The sequence below is a fragment of the Candidatus Thiothrix sulfatifontis genome (assembly GCA_022828425.1).
Taxonomy (GTDB): domain Bacteria; phylum Pseudomonadota; class Gammaproteobacteria; order Thiotrichales; family Thiotrichaceae; genus Thiothrix; species Thiothrix sulfatifontis.
The window spans coordinates 1,539,193-1,557,200 of the sequence record CP094685.1 but is presented as its reverse complement, the minus strand read 5'-3'; the positions used below and the strand labels follow the sequence as shown (position 1 = coordinate 1,557,200).

Here is an 18,008-nt window from a genome sequence, read left to right as displayed (position 1 = left end):
AAAACAATAACTTAATAACGATGGCACAAGTCTTGCTGAGATCAAGCAAAGATCATCAGCAAGGCGAACACCATGCACCACAGCAACCGTTTCATCACCATCAACGACACCACCCTGCGTGACGGCGAACAATCCGCTGGCGTGGCGTTTTCCCTCACGGAAAAGCTGGCGATTGCACGCGGGCTGGATGCGCTGGGCGTACCCGAACTCGAAGTTGGCATCCCCGCGATGGGCGAGGAAGAACGTGACTCCATCCGCGCCGTTGCGAGCCTTGGTCTGAATGCACGGCTGATGGTGTGGAGCCGGATGCGCCGCGACGACATCCTGCTGTGCCGCGATTTGGGGGTGGACATGATCGACATTTCCATCTCGGTTTCCGACCAGCAAATTTTCCACAAGCTCAAACGTGACCGCGCATGGGTATTGCAACAAATCTGGGCGCATGTGCAAATCGCCAAAGACTTGGGTGTTGGCGTGTGCGTCGGCGGGGAAGACGCTTCCCGCGCTGACCGCGATTTCCTGCTGCAAGTGCTGGCAACGGCACAAGCGGCGGGCGCACAACGCTTCCGCTTCGCCGACACCGTGGGTATCCTCGAACCGTTTGCTACCCACGACTGGATGACCTCGCTGCGGGCGCATACCGACATGGAAATCGAAATGCACGCCCACGACGACCTCGGTCTTGCCACCGCCAATTCCCTCGCCGCCGCCCGCGCAGGCGCTACCCACGTCAATACCACCGTCCACGGCCTCGGCGAACGTGCTGGCAATGCGCCGCTGGAAGAAGTCGCCTTGGGACTGGGGCGTTTGTACGGGCTGGATTGTGGCGTTAACTTGAAACGCTTCCCCAAACTCTCCTTGCTGGTGGAAAAAGCCTCCGGTCGTCCGGTCGGCTGGCAAAAGAGTCTGGTCGGCGAAGGCGTGTTCACCCACGAATCCGGCATCCACGTCGATGGTCTGCTGAAAGATTCGCGCAATTACCAAGGCGTAGACCCGGCGGACATGGGGCGGCATCACCAACTGGTGCTGGGCAAACATTCCGGCAGCCACGGGGTGCAACGTGCCTACGCCCTGCTCGGCGTACCGCTGGAGCATGAACAGGCGGAAGCGATTCTCGCGTTGGTGCGGCGCTTTTCCACCCAATACAAACGCCCACCGACGGCGGACGATTTGCAGCAATTTTTGCAACAAACTTGTGTGGCGGAGGTAGCTGTATGTCATTAGAACTGGCACTGACAGCGGAAACATCCGATACCCCATCTCTTTGGCAATTAATCACCGAAGACATCACCTGCGTGTTCCAGCGTGACCCCGCCGCCCGTTCGCGCTGGGAAGTTGCCACGCTCTACCCCGGCATCCACGCGGTGATGTTGCAGCGCATCGCCCACAGCTTGTGGAAACGCGACTGGCGCTATTTCCCGCGTTTCATTTCGTACTTTGCCCGCTTCTGGACGAATATTGACATCCACCCCGGTGCGAAAATCGGGCGACGCTTTTTCATCGACCACGGGGCTTGCGTGGTGATAGGCGAAACCGCCGAGATCGGTGACGACGTAACCCTCTACCACGGCGTGACCCTCGGCGGCGTATCTTGGAACAAAGGCAAACGCCACCCTACTCTCGGCAATCGCGTAGTCGTCGGCGCAGGCGCAAAAATCCTCGGCCCGATTGAGCTGGGCAACGACGTGCGGGTTGGTTCCAATTCCGTGGTAGTCAAAAACATTCCGGCGGGCAAAACCGTGGTGGGCATCCCCGGCAAAATCGTGCAAAACAAAGTCGCCCGCAACGACAACCCCGAAGGCATCGACCTCAACCACCACCTGATTCCCGACCCGGTGGCAGGCGCGATCCAGTGCCTGCTCGACCGCATCCGTTTACTCGAAGAAGCCGCAGGCACACGCGGCTGCTTGCCTGAACAAGAAGACGACAGCGCGGAATGCAACCATTGCGATGCCCGCGATCTGTGCGACGACGAATTACCTAACACACCCATCACCGAACATCCGATTCACTTTAAAAAATCAGGGGACTAACATCATGGATTTGCAGGATTTTGAAGCCGAAGACCTTTATTTCAACGCCGCCATCGACCCGGAGGTTGCCGTGCTTCTGGAAGAAGCCGCCAGCCTTTACCCAGAACCAGAGGCCGAAACCCTGCTACTTCGCGCTTATTTCCTCGCCCCCGAAGATTTGAACGTGCTGGTCGCGCTGTACCGCTATTTCTACTACCAGCACCGCCTGCGGGATGCGCTGGTGGTGGCGCACAAAGCCATTGCCGTCAGCGGCAAACGTTTGCATCTGCCGGAAGATTGGCGGCATCTGACCCGCTTGCATCTGGGGCAAGGCGTACTGGTTTCCATGACTCTGACGCGCTTCTACCTGATGGCGCACAAGGGCGCGGGCTATCTGGAAATGCGGCTAGGGGAACTGGCGGATGCGGTCGGGCGGCTGCAAACGCTGGTGGACATCGACAGCAATGACCGGCTGGGCGCGAAGGCGTTGCTGCTGCTGGCGCAGGAGCATTTGTATGAGCAGCAAGGGGTGGCGGTGTTGCGCAGGGCGGCGGGATAGGGTTTGATAAAAGGCAGGTAAAATTCTGCTATAGTTGAGCCAGTCACCTAAGCATGAGGATACCTCCATGAATGCCGTCGCCCATGAATTTAAAATCAAAACACCGCCGTATTTCGCGCTGGCAGTTAGCCTGACGGATGCCGAACTGGAACAACAAATCTTGCTCATGGCTGCACTCAAAATGTTCGAGCTAGGCAAGATTTCCTCTGGCAAAGCAGCGGAACTGGCGGGTATGTCGCGCATCGACTTTTTGATGAAATGCGGGCAATACAAAGTCAGCATCTTCAACTACGACGCTGACGAACTGGCGCAAGAACTGGACGCTGACGTGGCGACACTGGAGAAGCTCGGTCTATGATCGTGATCAGCAATACCGGGCCGTTAGTTGCACTTGCCAAGCTCGACCGGCTAGATTTGTTGAACCAGCTTGTGCCTGATGGTGTATTCATCCCACCCATTATTCAGCGCGAATTATGGGCGAAAAGCAGCTTTGAATCGGCTGCACTGGAAGCGGCATTGGATGGTTTTATTCATGTGCGCAACAAACCAGACACAGTACCTGCCGCCGTTGAATTAGCCACCATGTATCTGGATGAGGGCGAAAAGCAGGTTGTTCGCTTGGCTGCTTCGTTGGATGAACCGTTGTTTGTCCTGCTGGATGACAATGCAGGGCGAAAGGCTGCCCAAAAATTGAATCTGGCAGTAACGGGTACTGCCGGATTACTCGTGAGTGCGAAAAAGCAAGGTTTGATTCCCGCCGTCATACCCTTGTTGGAAGCCTTACGCACGCACGGCTATTGGTTGTCGGATGAGCTAGTTGAGCATGTGCGGCGTTTAGTCAAAGAATAGGTCAGCCGGAACTAACGCAATTCCGCCAGAATCACCCGCTGTGTATCCAGCATGGAATCGGCGATGAAATCCAGAAACGGCTCAATATCACCCTTATCTGCCACTGCCAAGGCTTGCAGGTAAATCCGCCGTTTGGTGGTGCGCACAATCACGGGAGTATAGCCTTGTATCAGCAGGATCAGGTTCATCAATATCCGCGCCCCCCGCCCATTGCCGTCGTCGAAGGGGTGAATCCGCACCATGTTGTAATGGGCAATTCCTGCCACTGTGACCGCATGAAGCTGGTTCAGATTTGAGTTCACCCAGTCGCACAATTGCTGCATTTCCAGCGGGACTTGTAACGGCTCGATGTAATGGTGGATTGAACCGTCCTGTTGCAACACATGGTTCGGCTGCGATTTGTATTGCCCCGGCGTGGCGGGCTTTTGTACCCGTTGCCCTTGGGAGTTCAGTGCAGGGGTGGATTGCACGCCAGCCAGTAGTAAGGCGTTGAGTTCCTTGATCAGCCCTTCGCTGATGGCGCGTTTTTGCGCTACCACATCAAACAGCAGGTCGATGGCTTCGGCATGGTTGCGGGCATCGAGAAAGTCTTTGAACGGTTTACCCTCGACCGTCAGTCCTTCCTGCAAAAAGAAGATGGTTTCACCGAGCGTTAGGGTGCTGCCTTCGATGGCGTTGCTGTCATACGTCCATTCGGCGCGGAGTTTTTGCTGGATGGGCTGCCAGCGGTCAGGTTGTTGCGCACGCAAACGCTGGATGTCGGCTTGCGCGGCATCAATGGCGGCCAGTTTGCTGGTCAACTGGGCGGGGGTTTGGAACTGGTAGGAAGGGTTTTGCATACGTCATACTTTTAGCATATTTACCAACAACACCGTTAGTTTAGGAAAGCAAAGCCGCTGCCGCCGTCACTGCTGTCCCAATCGCCGCCTGATGTTCAACAACGAACCCGCCGACATCGGTCATGTCTTTGGCAACGTTGGTGAGTTCACGGATACCACCCCAGAGTTTGCCTAACACCGATTGGCTTTTCTCTGTTGGCTGCTTTTCGTCAGCCTTGACCGCTTTGCGCACATCGTAAACAGCTTCCAGCACATCGTCCGATAGGTTGGCTTTGTGGCGCAGCATTTCATCCAGCACGGAACTGATGATTTGGCGTTGGTCGGCTGTCACTGTGATGGTTGATTTATTAACGTTGGTCGTTTGGGTGAAGTTTTGACTTTTCGGCGCAAAATTAGAACCATCGCCTCCGTCCATATTGAATGTATCGCCGTGATGGTGATGTACTTCTTTGCCTGCCATTTTTCTTACCTCTTGGAAAAGTTGGTCGTAACTGTTGATCTGTGCCAGCACTTTAACCAAGCCCTCCCCGGAATGCACCGAAAATGATTGCTGGTTGAACAATACCGATGGGTGAATCTGTTCCGGTCGGATACCGTTCGGACTCACCAGCACCGCTTTCAGATGCGTGTAGAACTCGCGTAACAGTGCAGAAAATGCCTTCAAATCTCCGGTCAGCACCATTTCGATGACATTTTTTCGCAGTAGATAATGTACGACCGCCTGACTTGTTGTACCCGCCCGCAGAATGAAACCTTGCCGCCAAATATCTTGCGGGTCATGAATACCCACTTCGCTATGCGGTACAAACAGCTTATGCACCAGCCTCGCATGGAAACCCAGTGGCAGGTAAGGCACATCGAAACGCAGTGTTAGTTTGTTCTGTTGGTTCAGTAATTCGCTGACAGATAGCGGCTCATCCGCCCGTGTTGCATCGGGAAAGAAATACTTGCCGTTATCCTGTAAACGAATGCACAGAGAACGTTCATTGAGAAAGCTGACTAGATATTCCACATGGTCTTCATCTACCTTGCCTGCAAATACTTGTTCCAACTCGGTCAAGTTCAGAATGCCGTTGGCTTGGCGCAGTATGGGGGAATAAAGCAGTTGGTAGGCGTTGTCCACAGCCCATGCGGGTTTGAGGCAGTAGCGGCTATTGCCCTTTTCAACCCGAACCAAAAAACCAAGTTGTTGCAACTGATTTAGGGTGCTATCGGTATTTTTTGCATCTTGAATATTAGCCGCAATCAGTTCGCGCAATTTGCTTTCACGCACAAAAACCGTGTCGCCATCCTTGTATTGCTCATCTAATGCCCGCTGCACGTCTAGTGTTTCTTTCAACACCATTTTCTGGCTGTCGAGACTGGCTTTTACCAAGGATTGTACGAAGCGTTTGAAATCCGGCGCATCTTTGTCGATGCAGGAGAAGTAGAAGAAGCTATCCGCCGTCAACAAGTCCGGGAACTCGCGTAGCAAACGGGTTTTATTCTGGTAAGTTTCGCATTGTTCATACCAATTGGTGACAAGCAACACTTTAGCTTGTGAGCCTGCCAAATGGCGAATTTGTTGTAGCCATTCGTCCGGCGCTTGTTCGTGACGGCTATCCACTACCAACACGTAGACACAGTTTTCGTGGAGAAATGCGCTGTGAAGCCCGTAGAAAATAGTTTGTCCACCAAAGTCCCACAAGAATAAATCCAGATCTTTTCCATCAAGCTCAAACTTTGGGAAAGACTCTTGCAAGTTAAGTGCCCGATGTTGAAGATAATCAACACCAACCGTCACCCCTTTTGTTATTTCAACAGGATTTCCTTGTAAACGATCTTTCAATGAGCTTTTGCCTGCACCGCCCTCTCCCAATAACAATGCTCGCGCTGCATAAATTTTCTGGCTTGCTTGCGATGATAGTTCGTCAATCCTTGTGAGAATGCGATGAGAATCGAACTCAGTTCGAGAATACGCGGATATAACTCCACATGCAGATATAAGCGACTGCCAATCACGATGACCACTAAAATCTAATACCTGAATATGGCGTACCCACCGGGGCAGGCTTATCTTTTCTGCTAAAACAGGAATTACTGGAATCCCACTATCTTCAGCAAAATTAAATTCGGCATGTATCCATTCTGATGTGCGTGACCTCTCCGACAGCACCAAGACAACCAAATCGCTTGATTTTAACTCATACTTCAGCTTTTCTTGCCAACGATCACCGGGGCGTAACCCAATAATATCAATGAAAGTATCAAATCCATGCTCAAGTAGTCTCTGCTGAACTTCGACTGCTAGGTTTTCACCGTGACTACCATCACGAGCATAACTGATAAAAATTTTAGGCATGTAACCACTTTTTGACGGAAAGTGAAAATGTGGGCATTTTGGCACGGATAGGGAAAGAATTCAGCAACTTAAACACGCTGTCCGTTACGTCAGATTACGCAAATCCTCAAGGTCTTTCGGTCTGCCACTCGCCGCCTTATTTTTCTTGAAATCTTCAAGACTGATGACGTGAACAGTCAAACCACCATATTCAACATCCAAACGCTGGGAGTAGCTGCTGGAGAAATCCACGCCTTCCGGTTGGGTAAGCAGATCAATACGCAAAGGCGGATAACCAAGCTGGATGACATTACCCAATTTGGTGAAATCATCGGTACTCAAATCAAGTTCGCCGAAGCCAAACGCCTCCAACACTGCCATGACTTTTTCGGCGTTAACCTGCTCAGGTTTTACCCAAATATCCATGTCGCCGGTATAGCGCGGATAGCCGTGAATACCCAGTGCATAGCCGCCAACCAACAGGTATTCAACCCCGTGATTGTTCAGTAACTCGATAAACTCTTTGAAGTCGCGGTGGAACATCTTGACGGAAACTCAAATAAGATTGGCGGAGCATTTCAATGGCATCAATGCGTTCTGCAATCGGGCGCGTGACCCAATACTGGTAGTCAGACGGTTGGTCTTTATTGGTGGTGATGCATACCACTTTCCTAATCATGCGCGGAGCGGGTGCGGCTTGTTCCATACTGATCCCGGTTGCCTGTGAACTGAACGTTGATTATAGCATTGGCATTCCCCAGCAGTTTGCTATTAATGCGGCAATGTCCCCTTTCCCACAATCCCCCACCTCCCATCCCTGTACCAAACCCGACATACCCCACACCAATAACACCCAAGCTACTGAATAACAAACAATTACCCCACATGGCACGCCCTTTGCTTGATCTTCCTCATTTGGCACAAGGAGCACGACATGACCGATACCGACCTCACCCTCGACCTCGAAGAACTGGTCAGCGCGGAAGACTTCCTCAACTACTTCGACATCGCGTTTGACCAGACCGTGGTGCATGTCAACCGCCTGCACATCCTGCAACGCTTCCACAACTACCTGACGAAAGAGCCGCCCGCCAGCGACGACGACACCTTGCGCGAGCAATACACCCGCCTGCTAACCAAGGCATATACCGACTTCGTGGGTTCTGATGCCAAGACCGAAAAAGTGCTGAAAATCTACCGTATGAACGAGCCGCAAACCGCTTTCGTCCCGCTGGAAAGCCTGTTCGGGAAGGGGTAACGCCATGCCCCAATACGAATACGGCGCAAAAGTGCGCGTGATCCGCAACGTGCGTGACGACGGCACGTTTTACGGCGCAACCATCGGCAATATGCTGGTAAAGCGTGGCAGTGTCGGCTACGTGCGCGATGTCGGCACGTTCCTGCAAGACCAGATCATCTACTCGGTGCATTTCCTCGACGAACAAAAAACCGTCGGTTGCCGCGAAGAAGAACTGATCGACGGCGACGACCCGTGGGAACCCAGCCTCTACCAATTCCGCGACAAAGTGACCACCAAAGTCACCCTCGCCATTGAGGGCGAAGTCATCGCCAACCCCGGCGATGTCGGCGAAATCCTCAAAGTGATCAGTGGCTTACCCACGGGTTTCGCCTACCACGTACGCTTCCCCGGCAGGACACTGCAAGTCCCCGAAAAGCTGCTGGAGGAAGTCCCCGATGCCTAACTTAAGTTTCGCCATCATGGGCAAGCCGCCCGCCTACCGCTACCACCTGCTGCGCAATGCACTGGAAGCCTTCCAGAAAAACCTGCCGCATCTGGACGAAAAGGAATTCAACCGCGTCTGCCAACGCGCCGACCGCAGTTTTCACCTCGAATCGCTAGCCTTACAAAGCCCCGAAGCCAGCCAACTCCTCATCCAGCCCGAACGGGTCGATATGGCACTGCAAGAAATCGCCGACCGCTACCCCAACGACGAAGATTTCACCATCGACCTCAGCCAGAACGGGCTAACCCCCGACACCCTGCGCCAAGCCCTGCAACGCGAACTGCTGTTCGACGGCATCCTGCAAAAAATCGCTGCCCGCAGCATCACCGTCGGCGACATCGACGTGCAGCTCTACTACGAGATGAACCGCGAGCGTTTCATGCAGCCGGAAACACGGCTGGTGCGGCAAATCCTCATCACCGTCAATAACGACTACGCCGAAAACCAGTACGACACCGTGCTGCAACGCATCCGCAGCATCGCCGCACAAGCCACAGGCAACGCCAAACAATTCGGCAAGCTGGCACGCCAATATTCCGAATGCCCAACCGCAATGGAAGGCGGCAAACTCGGCAACCTGCCCTACGGCAAACTCTACCCGCAACTCGATGCCGCGCTGTTCGCCCTGAATGCGGGGCAAGTCAGCGCCCCCATCGAAACCGAACTCGGTTTCCACCTATTGCTGTGCGAACACATCTACCCCGCGCAACAAGTTTCCCTGACCAAAGCCAAAGCGCAAATCCGTACCCAGTTGCAAGAACGTGCCCAACGCAACTGCCAGAAAGAATGGTTAAAGCAATTGCAAGCCACCACCCCGGAGGTATCCTCATGAGCGATAAAACAGCCGCCTGTTCCTTCTGCGGACAAGAGCAAACCGCGCACATCCCGCTGATTGCCGGGATGAACGGACACATTTGCGAAGCCTGCGTGCGCCTTGCCCACCAAGTCATCAGCACCTGGAGCCGCAAGCGCAGCATGAGCGAACCGCTCAAAACCCCACCGAAACCGCTGCAAATCAAGGCGATCCTCGATGGCTACGTGATCGGGCAAGACACCGCCAAAGAAACCCTCGCCGTCGCGGTTTACAACCATTTCAAACGCCTGAATCTGGAAACCGACAAGCCGCGCATTTGCACCCGCACCGACAAATCGGTAGTGGAACTCGACAAATCCAACATCCTGTTGCTGGGGTCATCCGGCACGGGCAAAACCCTGCTGGCAAGCACCTTGGCGCGGATCGTCGGCGTACCGTTCGTGATTGCCGACGCCACCACCCTGACGCAAGCGGGTTACGTGGGTGAAGATGTGGAAAGCATCATTGCCCGCCTGCTCGACAGTGCCGACGGCAACAAGGAACTGGCGGAATGGGGCATCGTTTACATCGACGAAATCGACAAACTCGCCCGCAGCGGTGAAAACTCGCACGGCACACGCGACGTGGGCGGCGAAGGCGTGCAACAAGCCCTGCTCAAACTGGTCGAAGGCACCACCGTCAAAGTCCCCGCCAAAGGCCGCAAAGACCAAGCTCCGGTCATGCTCGACACGCGCAATATCCTGTTCATCGTCGGCGGCGCATTCTCCGGCTTGGAAAAGCTGCTGGAAAAACGCCTGAAACCGGGCGCAAAAGGCATCGGTTTCCACTCCACGCATACGCCGGATGACCCCAAAGCCGACAAGCTGCGCCTGTTCAGCGAAGTGCAACCGGAAGACTTGCGCCATTTTGGGCTGATCCCCGAATTCATCGGACGTTTCCCGGTCATCACCGCGCTGCACGAACTCGACGAAGACGCACTGGTACGCATCCTCACCGAACCGCAAAACGCCCTCACCAAGCAATATCAGCAACTGTTCGCGCTGGATAATGCGGAATTGGAATTCACCAACGATGCGTTGCGGGCGATTGCGCAAAAGGCGATTGCCCACGGCACGGGCGCACGGGGTTTGCGCGGGGTGTTGGAAACGCTGTTGCGCAAGCTGATGTTTACGCTGCCATCCGAGGAGAACGTGGCGCGGTGCGTGGTGACAGAAGATGTGGTGAATAATGAGGCAGATATTGTGCTGGAATACCATGAGCCTGAAGCAACCACCAGCGGGGGGACACAAAACCTTGCCTCTCTACAATCGACAGCATAGTGTGTGAAGTGTCATGCCATAAAAAAAGGGTTACATAATATGTAACCCTTTCCTAATTTGGTGCCGGCACCACGAATCGAACGCGGGACCTACTGATTACAAGTCAGCAGTATTTCAAATTTCAATGACTTACATTGGTCAACATTGAACAAGCAGAATCAAGCAAGAATGCGGGTTACAGAGGGTTTAGAGAAAAATCACTGTTCATTTTTGCTCAATATGCATCAGTCCTAGCCAGCAAATCACTGGACTCCGTGGTGGACTCCGAACTAACATCATTGGACAAATTCACCCGGAGTCCAGTGACGTGGCAAAACTGACAGTTAATTTCATCAAATCACTAAAAGCTACTGGTACGGCATACCGCAAGATGGATGATGGTTACGCGGGCTTTGGGGTGAAAGTCTCACCATCGGGAAAAATCAGCTTCATATTCCGTTACAAAGCCACAGACGGGCGCGACGTGCCAATGGTGCTAGGCTATCACCCTCAAACCACACTCGCGCAAGCAAGGGAACTATGGTCACACTGGCGGGCTATTTACGATTCAGGGCGTGACCCGAAAACAGTTCAAGCGGAACAATTAGAGCGAGAAGAGGAAAACCGCAAAGCAACCGCATTGCAACGCAAACATGAAGCCATGCAAGGCAGTGTCAGGCAATTGCTTGAAGCCTACACCAATGATCTAAAAACCAACGGTAAGCGCTCATGGTCTGAAACTGAACGGGTATTTGAAACGAACGTCTATCAACACATTCCGGCAACCACCAAAGCAAAAGACGTGCTACCCGATGACATCCGCGCAGTGTTAGCGGAAATCATTCAGCGTGATGCGCTAGTAATGGCAAACAGGGTACGTGCTTATTTATCGGCTGCTTTCGCGTTTGGCATTTCATGGGACAATGATTCTCGGCGGCATTTTGAGTCATTACGTTTCGGCATTAAGACAAACCCTGTTCGTGATGTGCCAAAACCTCTGAAATCAGAAAAACCCCGTGATCGGGCATTGTCAGAATTTGAGGTGAAGCAGGTATGGGAGGCATTAGGCGACTCAGATTTTCACCCGAAAACCATTGGGGCGATACGCTTGCTTTTCGCGCTCGGTGGTCAACGTGTCGAAGATGTATTGTTCCTCACCGAGGATGATGTGGATTTTGTGAATAGGCTAGTAACATTCCGTGATACGAAAAACGGTACTACCCATGTAATCCCATTTGGTGATGTGGCAGAACCCTTACTGAAAGAACGAATGCTCGATACCAATGCAGGCGGGGAACTGTTTGGTAAGATTAAAAGCAAACGTGAGGAACCTATCGACTCGACTACGCTTTCTCATGCAATCACCAAGCTATGTCGGCGAATCAACCTAGAACATTTCCAGCCTAAGGACATACGGCGCACTGCAAAAACGTTGATGGGCTTTGCAGGTATCAGCAAAGAAGCGCGTGACCGCTTCCAGAATCACGCATTAACCGACGTATCCAGCAAGCACTATGACCGCTACAACTACCTTGCCGAACACCGACAAACCAGCGCGGTATGGGATGCGTATTTGCAAAACATCCTTGCAGGTTCACCACAAGCAAACGTGGTGCAGTTGCGGGTAGTCGGTGAATGAGTAATACTTTCAAAACATGCCAAATTTTATATAATGGATTTGTCAATGAAAATACTTCAATGGATAGGCAGTAGCTACGGTGATTTATGCGACTTCCCAGAGGATGCGATGCACGAAGCGGGGTATCAGCTTCATAGGCTGCAAACAGGGCAAATGCCCTTAGATTGGAAGCCCATGCAAGCCATAGGACAGGGAGTGCAGGAAATTCGCATCAAGGAAGATTCTGATGCTTTCCGCGTGATCTACGTGGCGAAATTTGAAGAGGCTGTTTATGTGCTTCATGCCTTTCAGAAAAAGACACAGAAAACGGCGCAACATGATGTTGAACTGGCACGGGAACGTTTCAAAGAAATGATTAGGAGGCGTACACAATGAACGAAGGACACACTACCCCAGCAGGGCAAAGCGTTTTTTATGACCTATTTCCGGCTGCACAAGCGGCAAACCTGCTTATCCGTGCGCAATTGCTGGATGAACTGATTAAAGTTTTGCAGTCACGTTTCAGCACACAAACAGAGGCGGCGGCGGCTTTGGATGTGACACAAGCGCGAATCAGTGACCTATACCGTGGGAAAATCCAGCGGTTCACTGTGGATATGCTGATTAACCTACTGGCGCGTGTTGGGCGGTCTGTTGAAGTTAGCATGAAGGCGGCGGCATGACAGACGAAACGCGCTATGTGATGCAAAATAAAGATCGACCTATGACCAGCATCATGCTGAATGCAGCAGACTGGGAGGCATTCATAGGGGTGTTAGAGAATCCTCCTGAACCAAGTGCAGAACTGAAAAAGGCATGGTGTGCATACCATGCTGAAAAGGACGCTGACACGAAGTCATAAAGTTTCTTCCAGCATCTAGCTCGACGGGGCGAAAAGCGGATACCTTCAACCGCCGATGCTGGATTTCATTTGAAGGATGCACGGTGAAGGTGTGTAATGCTTGTTGGTGAGATCGAACGGCGCAAGCTGATATGGCGTAAAGTTGGCGATTGGATGGATACGGCTAATTCAGAGGATGCACTTCCAGAATTTTCCGACTTTGGCTATTCAACTTCGGAAAAGAAGCTGATTGCAGCGATATTACAGGCAACATCTGAAAAGCGACTAGCACTTATAAAACTTGAAATGCGTGTTATTGAATCATTCCATCCTGATTATCGGTGGAGTGACCTTATTGCATATCCAGATGTTCAAAAATCCATAAAAGAATCAGTCGGTTTTAGTGAAGAGACTTGGATAAGTGGTGTGTTGCCTCTGCTGTTAAGGCTGCGTCCTAGTAGCGTAGCAATCCGCTCACTTCAAAGCATGGAAATGATTAAGAAGTCTTCCAATGAAGGTTTTATAAAAATAGGGCTTGAAACAATGAAAATCTGCCGCGTTTCAGAGCAGCAGCCAAAAATTGAAGGCGGAAAAAAAGGAAGGTATGACGATATTAAGCCAGAAATACGCGAAAATTATTTGAAATGGAAAAAGATAAAAAAAGACGACCACCATGTATATGATTGGGCGCGAAAAATTCAACGTGATTATTTAAACGCGAACGGGGCGAAGCGATTTACCAGATTGCAAACACTTACTGATTGGGCTCGCGTATGGGATAAAGAGAAAGACCAACAGTAAGTAGTTGCTGTTGATGCGCGGCGTAAAAAAATGGGGATAATGCCTAGTCATGTTCAATTAAATCCAAATGGTGACACATGACAGCAAATCAATTACCTGATTATCGGCTCGATACCCGCGCATTAATGCAGGTGTACGGATACTTGTCCCGCACAACATTTATTAAGCATGAGCGTGACGGCAAAATCCCAAAGCGTCGCAAATATCCAGACGGGCAATTGGGCACGATGTGGAGCGAGGTAAAGGCGTGGATTGATTCCGCAGAGGTGGAGGGCGCAACTGATGGACAATAAGACAGCCGCTCCCGCCACAGGAGCGACCTTACAAAATACACACGCCGATAATAGCACAAATCAATACCACATAACATCAGCCAAAGAGCTAGATGTTATTGACGCGATTGCCAAACAAATGACACCGTATTTTTTTGCGGCGGATGATTTGCAGCGACTCAATATTACCGGGACTGACGCAATAAGGGACATGACACGTCAAAAAAACCCATTGCAGCGCGTATGCAGATTGCGCAAAGTCAATGGTATGGACTGCATTACTACGGTAAGCGTGCCTGATGCGCGTGACGGCACGTATGGCAATGCACCGGGCTATTACATGCTTGACGCTACGCAAATGCAGCGATGGGCGGCGGCAATAAGCCGCAAGGCGGGCAACTAATGGTTAGCTATCTCGCGCACGACAAGAGCAGCGGGATGACCCAAGATGGCGGGCTTAATGCCTGCCTGCAATGGGCATTTAACCGCATTGCAAAAAGTCCTGCATCAGTAATTGCCATCATCAAAGCTCGACCCGCAGAGGACGGGCGAATCATTGCGGAAGTCGATAAAGCTGGTGGTCGTTGGGTTTTCGGTGGTCGCCATGTGCCTAAGCGTGAGGTAACAAAACTCACAAAGAGGGCGGCACATGGCAGCTAAACAAGCATCTAAAGAGCATCACCTACGCTTGTATGACTCGCTTCTCGATAGTCCTGCATATCTTGACCTAAAGCCACCTGCACGGGCTTTGCTGATCGAATTTTTGAGGATATACCGACCATCCAGAAACGGGCGTTTGTCCATCTCAACCCGTGATGCAGTAACGCGCCTAAATGTGTCAGAACCAACGGCAATAAAAGCCTTTGAGGAATTGGCAACACATGGCTTTATCCGCTTGAAGAATCATGAAAACTGGATGGAACGTAAAGCGCGTGAATGGGAATTAACCATGCTGCAAGTCAACAACCACGAGCCGCGCAATGATTGGATGCAATGGGAACAGGGCGCGAATCTTTGCCCATTGCCGACGAAGCAAAAAAAATCCTCGACTAAAAAAACAGGGGCAGTGTTGCCCATGAATTTTGAGCAGAGGAGGGTTTCAGTAGGCTAATCACTGGATTCTCTGCTAAAAAAACAAGGGCAGAAAATAGCTAAGTGATTGATTCCATCCTATGCAGCGTATGTGCCTCTGCTAAAAAAACAGGGGTACATATAGTTACCAACGGATACGGCTATAAAATCCCAGTGTTAAAGCAATTATTTAAGGGTAAAACCGTAATCGCGCCAAAAAAAACACTTAACCCGTCAAGTCCGAAGTGAAAGCGAAGCGGAAAAAGCGTTAGCTTTTTTTCACGTAGCCGAAGGGAAGACTTGCTACCACGATAGTTCCCGCGAACGAAGGGAGCGCATGACGGTATTTAATACGGCTGCTGAAAAAGACAAGCTATCGGCATGGGTGCAGCTAAACGAAGTGGCTGCAACCCTTGCCATGTGGCGAACATCCGCGAAGCGTCGCCGAAGGCATTAAAACCTACTGTAAAACCGCAGGTTTTTAGCATTGGTTTTTTATGTTTTTTACGGAAACCTCACCCAAAACACCAAAGCACCTAATTTAATATTATGGAAATTGCTTAACAGGATTATTGGATATGACCGAAACACGAAAAGCAGGTAGACCATTGGGAGCTAAAAACAAGCATCCACAGTTTTTACGAATTGACATTAAATTACCAGACGCAAAAGGAACAAAACCCATGCAGCAAATGACTATCAACGAACTCGGAAAGCAGATTGAAAAATCACACAATGCACTTGTGAAGCTCGAAGGCTGTATTTCTGCACTGAAGCAAGTTGCAGAAATTAGCGATTCAATGCCGGATATTGTGCGTGTGGTTGATTCCCTGAAACACTCGAAACAAAGCTACCTTGACGAATATCAAAAGCGCATTGCTTTTAAAAAGAAATTTGAAAAGGTTTGCTTTGACGTGGCTATCAAATTTGCGTCTAAGCCGGAAAATATCGCGTTGATGCTAGAGCGCGGTAAGCAGGATGTTTTAGATCGTCGCATTAAATTCCAGCAAGCGGGAATGAGTGAGGCGGATTCAGTCGCATTTGTGCCTGATTTTGACGCTACCGAACGACTGGCAGAAATTGAGAAACGCCGCGCTATTCATGATGCGTGGCGCAAGTTTTCAGAAACCGGATTACCAGAGCATTTGCCAGAAAACGCGGTTGAAATGCTAGAGCTTTTTGGTAGCTATCAGGAATATGTTCCCCGTGGTTGTAGCGTAGTCGGTCGCCCGATTAGCGCGATGGAAGGGTGAGGGGTATATAGCGCAAGAGGTTGATTCTATGGCGATAACCAAGAATAAGAAGGCACGGCGCGAAAGTTTGCGGGAAGAATTAAAATCCCGCGAATATTTGCGGCGCATCCATGATTTATTGGAAAGCGAATGGTTGCCCGAAGATGTGACAGTGAACAATTCCAAGCTAAACGGTTTTTTCAAATTGTTGGCAAAGAGTTTGCCTGATGCGCGTGAATCACCAATAAGCCTGACCATTCCGAAAGATGAAACACGCCTACTAGAACGCGCCAGAATCGTTTGTGACGCGATGTTAGCGGGAGACATTACGGCAAGTCAGGCACAAGCCGCTATTGCCGTGCTGGAAAGCGTAGCGCGAATTTCAACGATAGGCGATTTAGAACAGCGCATAAGCGCGTTAGAGGCACAACCGCAAGGATACTTAACCAATGACGATTAAATCTATTACAGAGCGTTTAAACGCGATTGAACAGGCAAGACAGCCACCAGCACCACCATTTTATTCGGATTATGACGCGGGATGGCGGCGGCATAGACGATACGAGAAAATTTTCGACCTGCTTTTCAAAAATGAGGGTATCGAAGGCTTTGAACGTCGCCATGCCGAATCCTTGTCAGAAGGGAAGCATGTTCGTACTGGTAAACGGCGCGAAAATGGCGAACGACACACCGTCTATTCCGATTACCTAATCAAAATCACGATGGGCATTGAAGCTGAAAAAGTTGCTGAATCACTGCGAGGAAGAGGCGAACGGATTTGGCAGCAAATTTTAGACGAACGGGCGGCTAGGGGCGCGTTTCAGAAAACGACACCCTAGAATATTAGCGTTTGCTTATGCAATTCCTGGACTAAATGTGAGCCTCCCTCACAAATAGCAGTAGCGGCTAACCATAAATTCTCACCAAAGCGGGTAAAAAAGCGGGTAGGAAATCCCATAAATTCACACAAGCCTAGATGTGATGCGGCTTTCAGCGTATTTATCGAGTCCCTTAATAGAATCCTACTGGGAATCCCGCAAGGAATCCCACTGGGATAACAGTCAGGCAATGTCCCGTGGGACATCCGTAGGACATCCGCATCTTGTCACTGTGACAGGTGTGTGACTGGTGCGTAACAGGTAAGGCGACAACTTAGGCTTTGCGTCGCTGCATTGGGATGGAAAAACCCGTTTCGTGTTCTGGTGCATCTGGCACTAATCCCGCTTTGCTCAATTCATCCCGTATCAATTCCCGCATACGCGACTCGCTGAAACAACAAGAGGGCGAACCCTCTGCAAAGGTAATTTCCAGACGTGCGGTTATCTCTGCATTCAGCGTCCGATTGTTCGCTTTAGCAGCTTCATCAATTCGGGCTTTCAAATCGGGAGAAAGCCGGATTTTCATTTGAGGGTAATCATGTACTTTGACCATTTTCAGATTATGAACCATTGGGGTGTTTACAACAATGCACCCGTATGGTTCAATATGGTTAAACCCTTGGGGTTCATTATTTGAGGTGTAAATGAAAGACAACAAGCGTTTCAGTATCGGCTTATCTGCAAGCCTATACGCATGGTTGAAGAAGCAAGCAGACAAAAACCACCGTTCTATGAGCGGTCAAGTAAATGATTTATTGGAAAAAATGAAGGAGGTAGAGGAAAAGCAAAAGCCAGCATAAGCCAGAAAGTAAGAAGCCCCTAGGTGTACCACCACCCAGAGGCTTAGTGACTAATAGGT

General features: G+C 50.9%; 26 protein-coding genes. 22 read left to right on the top strand and 4 right to left on the bottom strand.

The genetic code is table 11. The features are described 5' to 3' along the window. The first annotated feature begins 72 nt into the window (after positions 1-72). The 5 genes from nifV (at position 73) to L3K52_08090 (ending at position 3,420) form a co-directional block, all read left to right on the top strand. Positions 73-1,224, top strand: coding sequence for a homocitrate synthase (gene nifV, locus L3K52_08110; protein ID UOG93680.1), 1,152 nt, complete (start codon positions 73-75; stop codon positions 1,222-1,224). Further along, positions 1,215-2,033 carry a serine O-acetyltransferase gene (cysE, locus tag L3K52_08105; protein UOG93679.1) on the top strand — a complete coding sequence of 273 codons (819 nt, stop codon included), beginning with the start codon at positions 1,215-1,217 and terminating at the stop codon, positions 2,031-2,033. Before nifV ends, cysE begins: the two co-directional genes overlap by 10 nt. Before the next feature lie 4 nt (positions 2,034-2,037). After that, a complete protein-coding gene (locus L3K52_08100) occupies positions 2,038-2,571 on the top strand; it encodes a hypothetical protein (GenBank protein UOG93678.1) in 534 nt (177 codons plus the stop codon). A gap of 67 nt (positions 2,572-2,638) precedes the next feature. After that, entirely contained in the window at positions 2,639-2,929 is a 291-nt protein-coding gene (locus tag L3K52_08095) for a UPF0175 family protein (GenBank protein ID UOG93677.1), read from the top strand. Continuing rightward, positions 2,926-3,420: a DUF3368 domain-containing protein gene (locus L3K52_08090; protein ID UOG93676.1), complete on the top strand. Its 495-nt coding sequence runs from the start codon at positions 2,926-2,928 to the stop codon at positions 3,418-3,420. Before L3K52_08095 ends, L3K52_08090 begins: the two co-directional genes overlap by 4 nt. Positions 3,421-3,431: 11 nt before the next feature. Here L3K52_08090 and L3K52_08085 read toward each other — a convergent pair whose 3' ends face one another. From L3K52_08085 to L3K52_08075, 3 genes are all read right to left on the bottom strand, one after another. After that, positions 3,432-4,259: a Fic family protein gene (locus tag L3K52_08085; protein ID UOG93675.1), complete on the bottom strand. Its 828-nt coding sequence runs from the start codon at positions 4,257-4,259 to the stop codon at positions 3,432-3,434. A 40-nt stretch (positions 4,260-4,299) separates the two neighbouring features. Next, positions 4,300-6,600, bottom strand: coding sequence for a TIR domain-containing protein (locus L3K52_08080; protein UOG93674.1), 2,301 nt, complete (start codon positions 6,598-6,600; stop codon positions 4,300-4,302). An 84-nt stretch (positions 6,601-6,684) separates the two neighbouring features. Then, positions 6,685-7,122: a nucleotidyltransferase family protein gene (locus L3K52_08075; GenBank protein UOG93673.1), complete on the bottom strand. Its 438-nt coding sequence runs from the start codon at positions 7,120-7,122 to the stop codon at positions 6,685-6,687. Between the two features lie 391 nt (positions 7,123-7,513). Between L3K52_08075 and L3K52_08070 the strand changes: the two genes are divergently transcribed. From L3K52_08070 to L3K52_07995, 16 genes are all read left to right on the top strand, one after another. Further along, the gene (locus L3K52_08070; GenBank protein ID UOG93672.1) at positions 7,514-7,837 is read left to right on the top strand and encodes a nitrogenase-stabilizing/protective protein NifW; all 324 of its coding nucleotides are present in this window, start codon (positions 7,514-7,516) and stop codon (positions 7,835-7,837) included. 4 nt (positions 7,838-7,841) lie between these two features. Beyond that, entirely contained in the window at positions 7,842-8,282 is a 441-nt protein-coding gene (locus tag L3K52_08065; protein UOG93671.1) for a nitrogen fixation protein NifZ, read from the top strand. After that, positions 8,275-9,156: a nitrogen fixation protein NifM gene (gene nifM, locus L3K52_08060; protein UOG93670.1), complete on the top strand. Its 882-nt coding sequence runs from the start codon at positions 8,275-8,277 to the stop codon at positions 9,154-9,156. Before L3K52_08065 ends, nifM begins: the two co-directional genes overlap by 8 nt. Further along, a complete protein-coding gene (gene clpX / locus L3K52_08055; protein ID UOG93669.1) occupies positions 9,153-10,457 on the top strand; it encodes an ATP-dependent Clp protease ATP-binding subunit ClpX in 1,305 nt (434 codons plus the stop codon). The genes nifM and clpX overlap by 4 nt, the downstream gene beginning before the upstream one ends. Positions 10,458-10,764: 307 nt before the next feature. Continuing rightward, positions 10,765-12,075, top strand: a complete 1,311-nt coding sequence (locus L3K52_08050; GenBank protein UOG93668.1) for a site-specific integrase — start codon at positions 10,765-10,767, stop codon at positions 12,073-12,075. A gap of 45 nt (positions 12,076-12,120) precedes the next feature. Next, a complete protein-coding gene (locus L3K52_08045) occupies positions 12,121-12,450 on the top strand; it encodes a type II toxin-antitoxin system RelE/ParE family toxin (protein ID UOG93667.1) in 330 nt (109 codons plus the stop codon). Further along, entirely contained in the window at positions 12,447-12,737 is a 291-nt protein-coding gene (locus L3K52_08040) for a helix-turn-helix domain-containing protein (protein UOG93666.1), read from the top strand. The genes L3K52_08045 and L3K52_08040 overlap by 4 nt, the downstream gene beginning before the upstream one ends. After that, complete coding sequence (locus tag L3K52_08035) at positions 12,734-12,916, top strand: DUF1778 domain-containing protein (protein UOG93665.1); 183 nt, start codon at positions 12,734-12,736, stop codon at positions 12,914-12,916. Before L3K52_08040 ends, L3K52_08035 begins: the two co-directional genes overlap by 4 nt. Positions 12,917-13,012: 96 nt before the next feature. Further along, positions 13,013-13,696: a hypothetical protein gene (locus L3K52_08030; protein ID UOG93664.1), complete on the top strand. Its 684-nt coding sequence runs from the start codon at positions 13,013-13,015 to the stop codon at positions 13,694-13,696. Positions 13,697-13,773: 77 nt separating this feature from the next. Further along, positions 13,774-13,989, top strand: coding sequence for a hypothetical protein (locus tag L3K52_08025; GenBank protein UOG93663.1), 216 nt, complete (start codon positions 13,774-13,776; stop codon positions 13,987-13,989). Further along, positions 13,979-14,371 (top strand): hypothetical protein, encoded by a 393-nt coding sequence (locus L3K52_08020; GenBank protein UOG93662.1) that lies wholly within the window; start codon positions 13,979-13,981, stop codon positions 14,369-14,371. Before L3K52_08025 ends, L3K52_08020 begins: the two co-directional genes overlap by 11 nt. Further along, positions 14,371-14,628: a hypothetical protein gene (locus L3K52_08015; protein ID UOG93661.1), complete on the top strand. Its 258-nt coding sequence runs from the start codon at positions 14,371-14,373 to the stop codon at positions 14,626-14,628. Before L3K52_08020 ends, L3K52_08015 begins: the two co-directional genes overlap by 1 nt. After that, positions 14,618-15,079 carry a hypothetical protein gene (locus L3K52_08010; protein ID UOG93660.1) on the top strand — a complete coding sequence of 154 codons (462 nt, stop codon included), beginning with the start codon at positions 14,618-14,620 and terminating at the stop codon, positions 15,077-15,079. Before L3K52_08015 ends, L3K52_08010 begins: the two co-directional genes overlap by 11 nt. Positions 15,080-15,617: 538 nt before the next feature. Further along, positions 15,618-16,292 (top strand): hypothetical protein, encoded by a 675-nt coding sequence (locus L3K52_08005; protein ID UOG93659.1) that lies wholly within the window; start codon positions 15,618-15,620, stop codon positions 16,290-16,292. A gap of 28 nt (positions 16,293-16,320) precedes the next feature. Continuing rightward, positions 16,321-16,731, top strand: a complete 411-nt coding sequence (locus tag L3K52_08000; GenBank protein UOG93658.1) for a hypothetical protein — start codon at positions 16,321-16,323, stop codon at positions 16,729-16,731. Then, positions 16,721-17,110 carry a hypothetical protein gene (locus L3K52_07995; protein ID UOG93657.1) on the top strand — a complete coding sequence of 130 codons (390 nt, stop codon included), beginning with the start codon at positions 16,721-16,723 and terminating at the stop codon, positions 17,108-17,110. The genes L3K52_08000 and L3K52_07995 overlap by 11 nt, the downstream gene beginning before the upstream one ends. 313 nt (positions 17,111-17,423) lie before the next feature. Here L3K52_07995 and L3K52_07990 read toward each other — a convergent pair whose 3' ends face one another. Next, a complete protein-coding gene (locus L3K52_07990) occupies positions 17,424-17,675 on the bottom strand; it encodes a hypothetical protein (protein ID UOG93656.1) in 252 nt (83 codons plus the stop codon). A gap of 118 nt (positions 17,676-17,793) precedes the next feature. On the opposite strand from L3K52_07990, the gene L3K52_07985 reads away from it, so the two are divergent. Beyond that, entirely contained in the window at positions 17,794-17,949 is a 156-nt protein-coding gene (locus L3K52_07985; protein UOG93655.1) for a hypothetical protein, read from the top strand. Positions 17,950-18,008 lie beyond the last annotated feature (59 nt).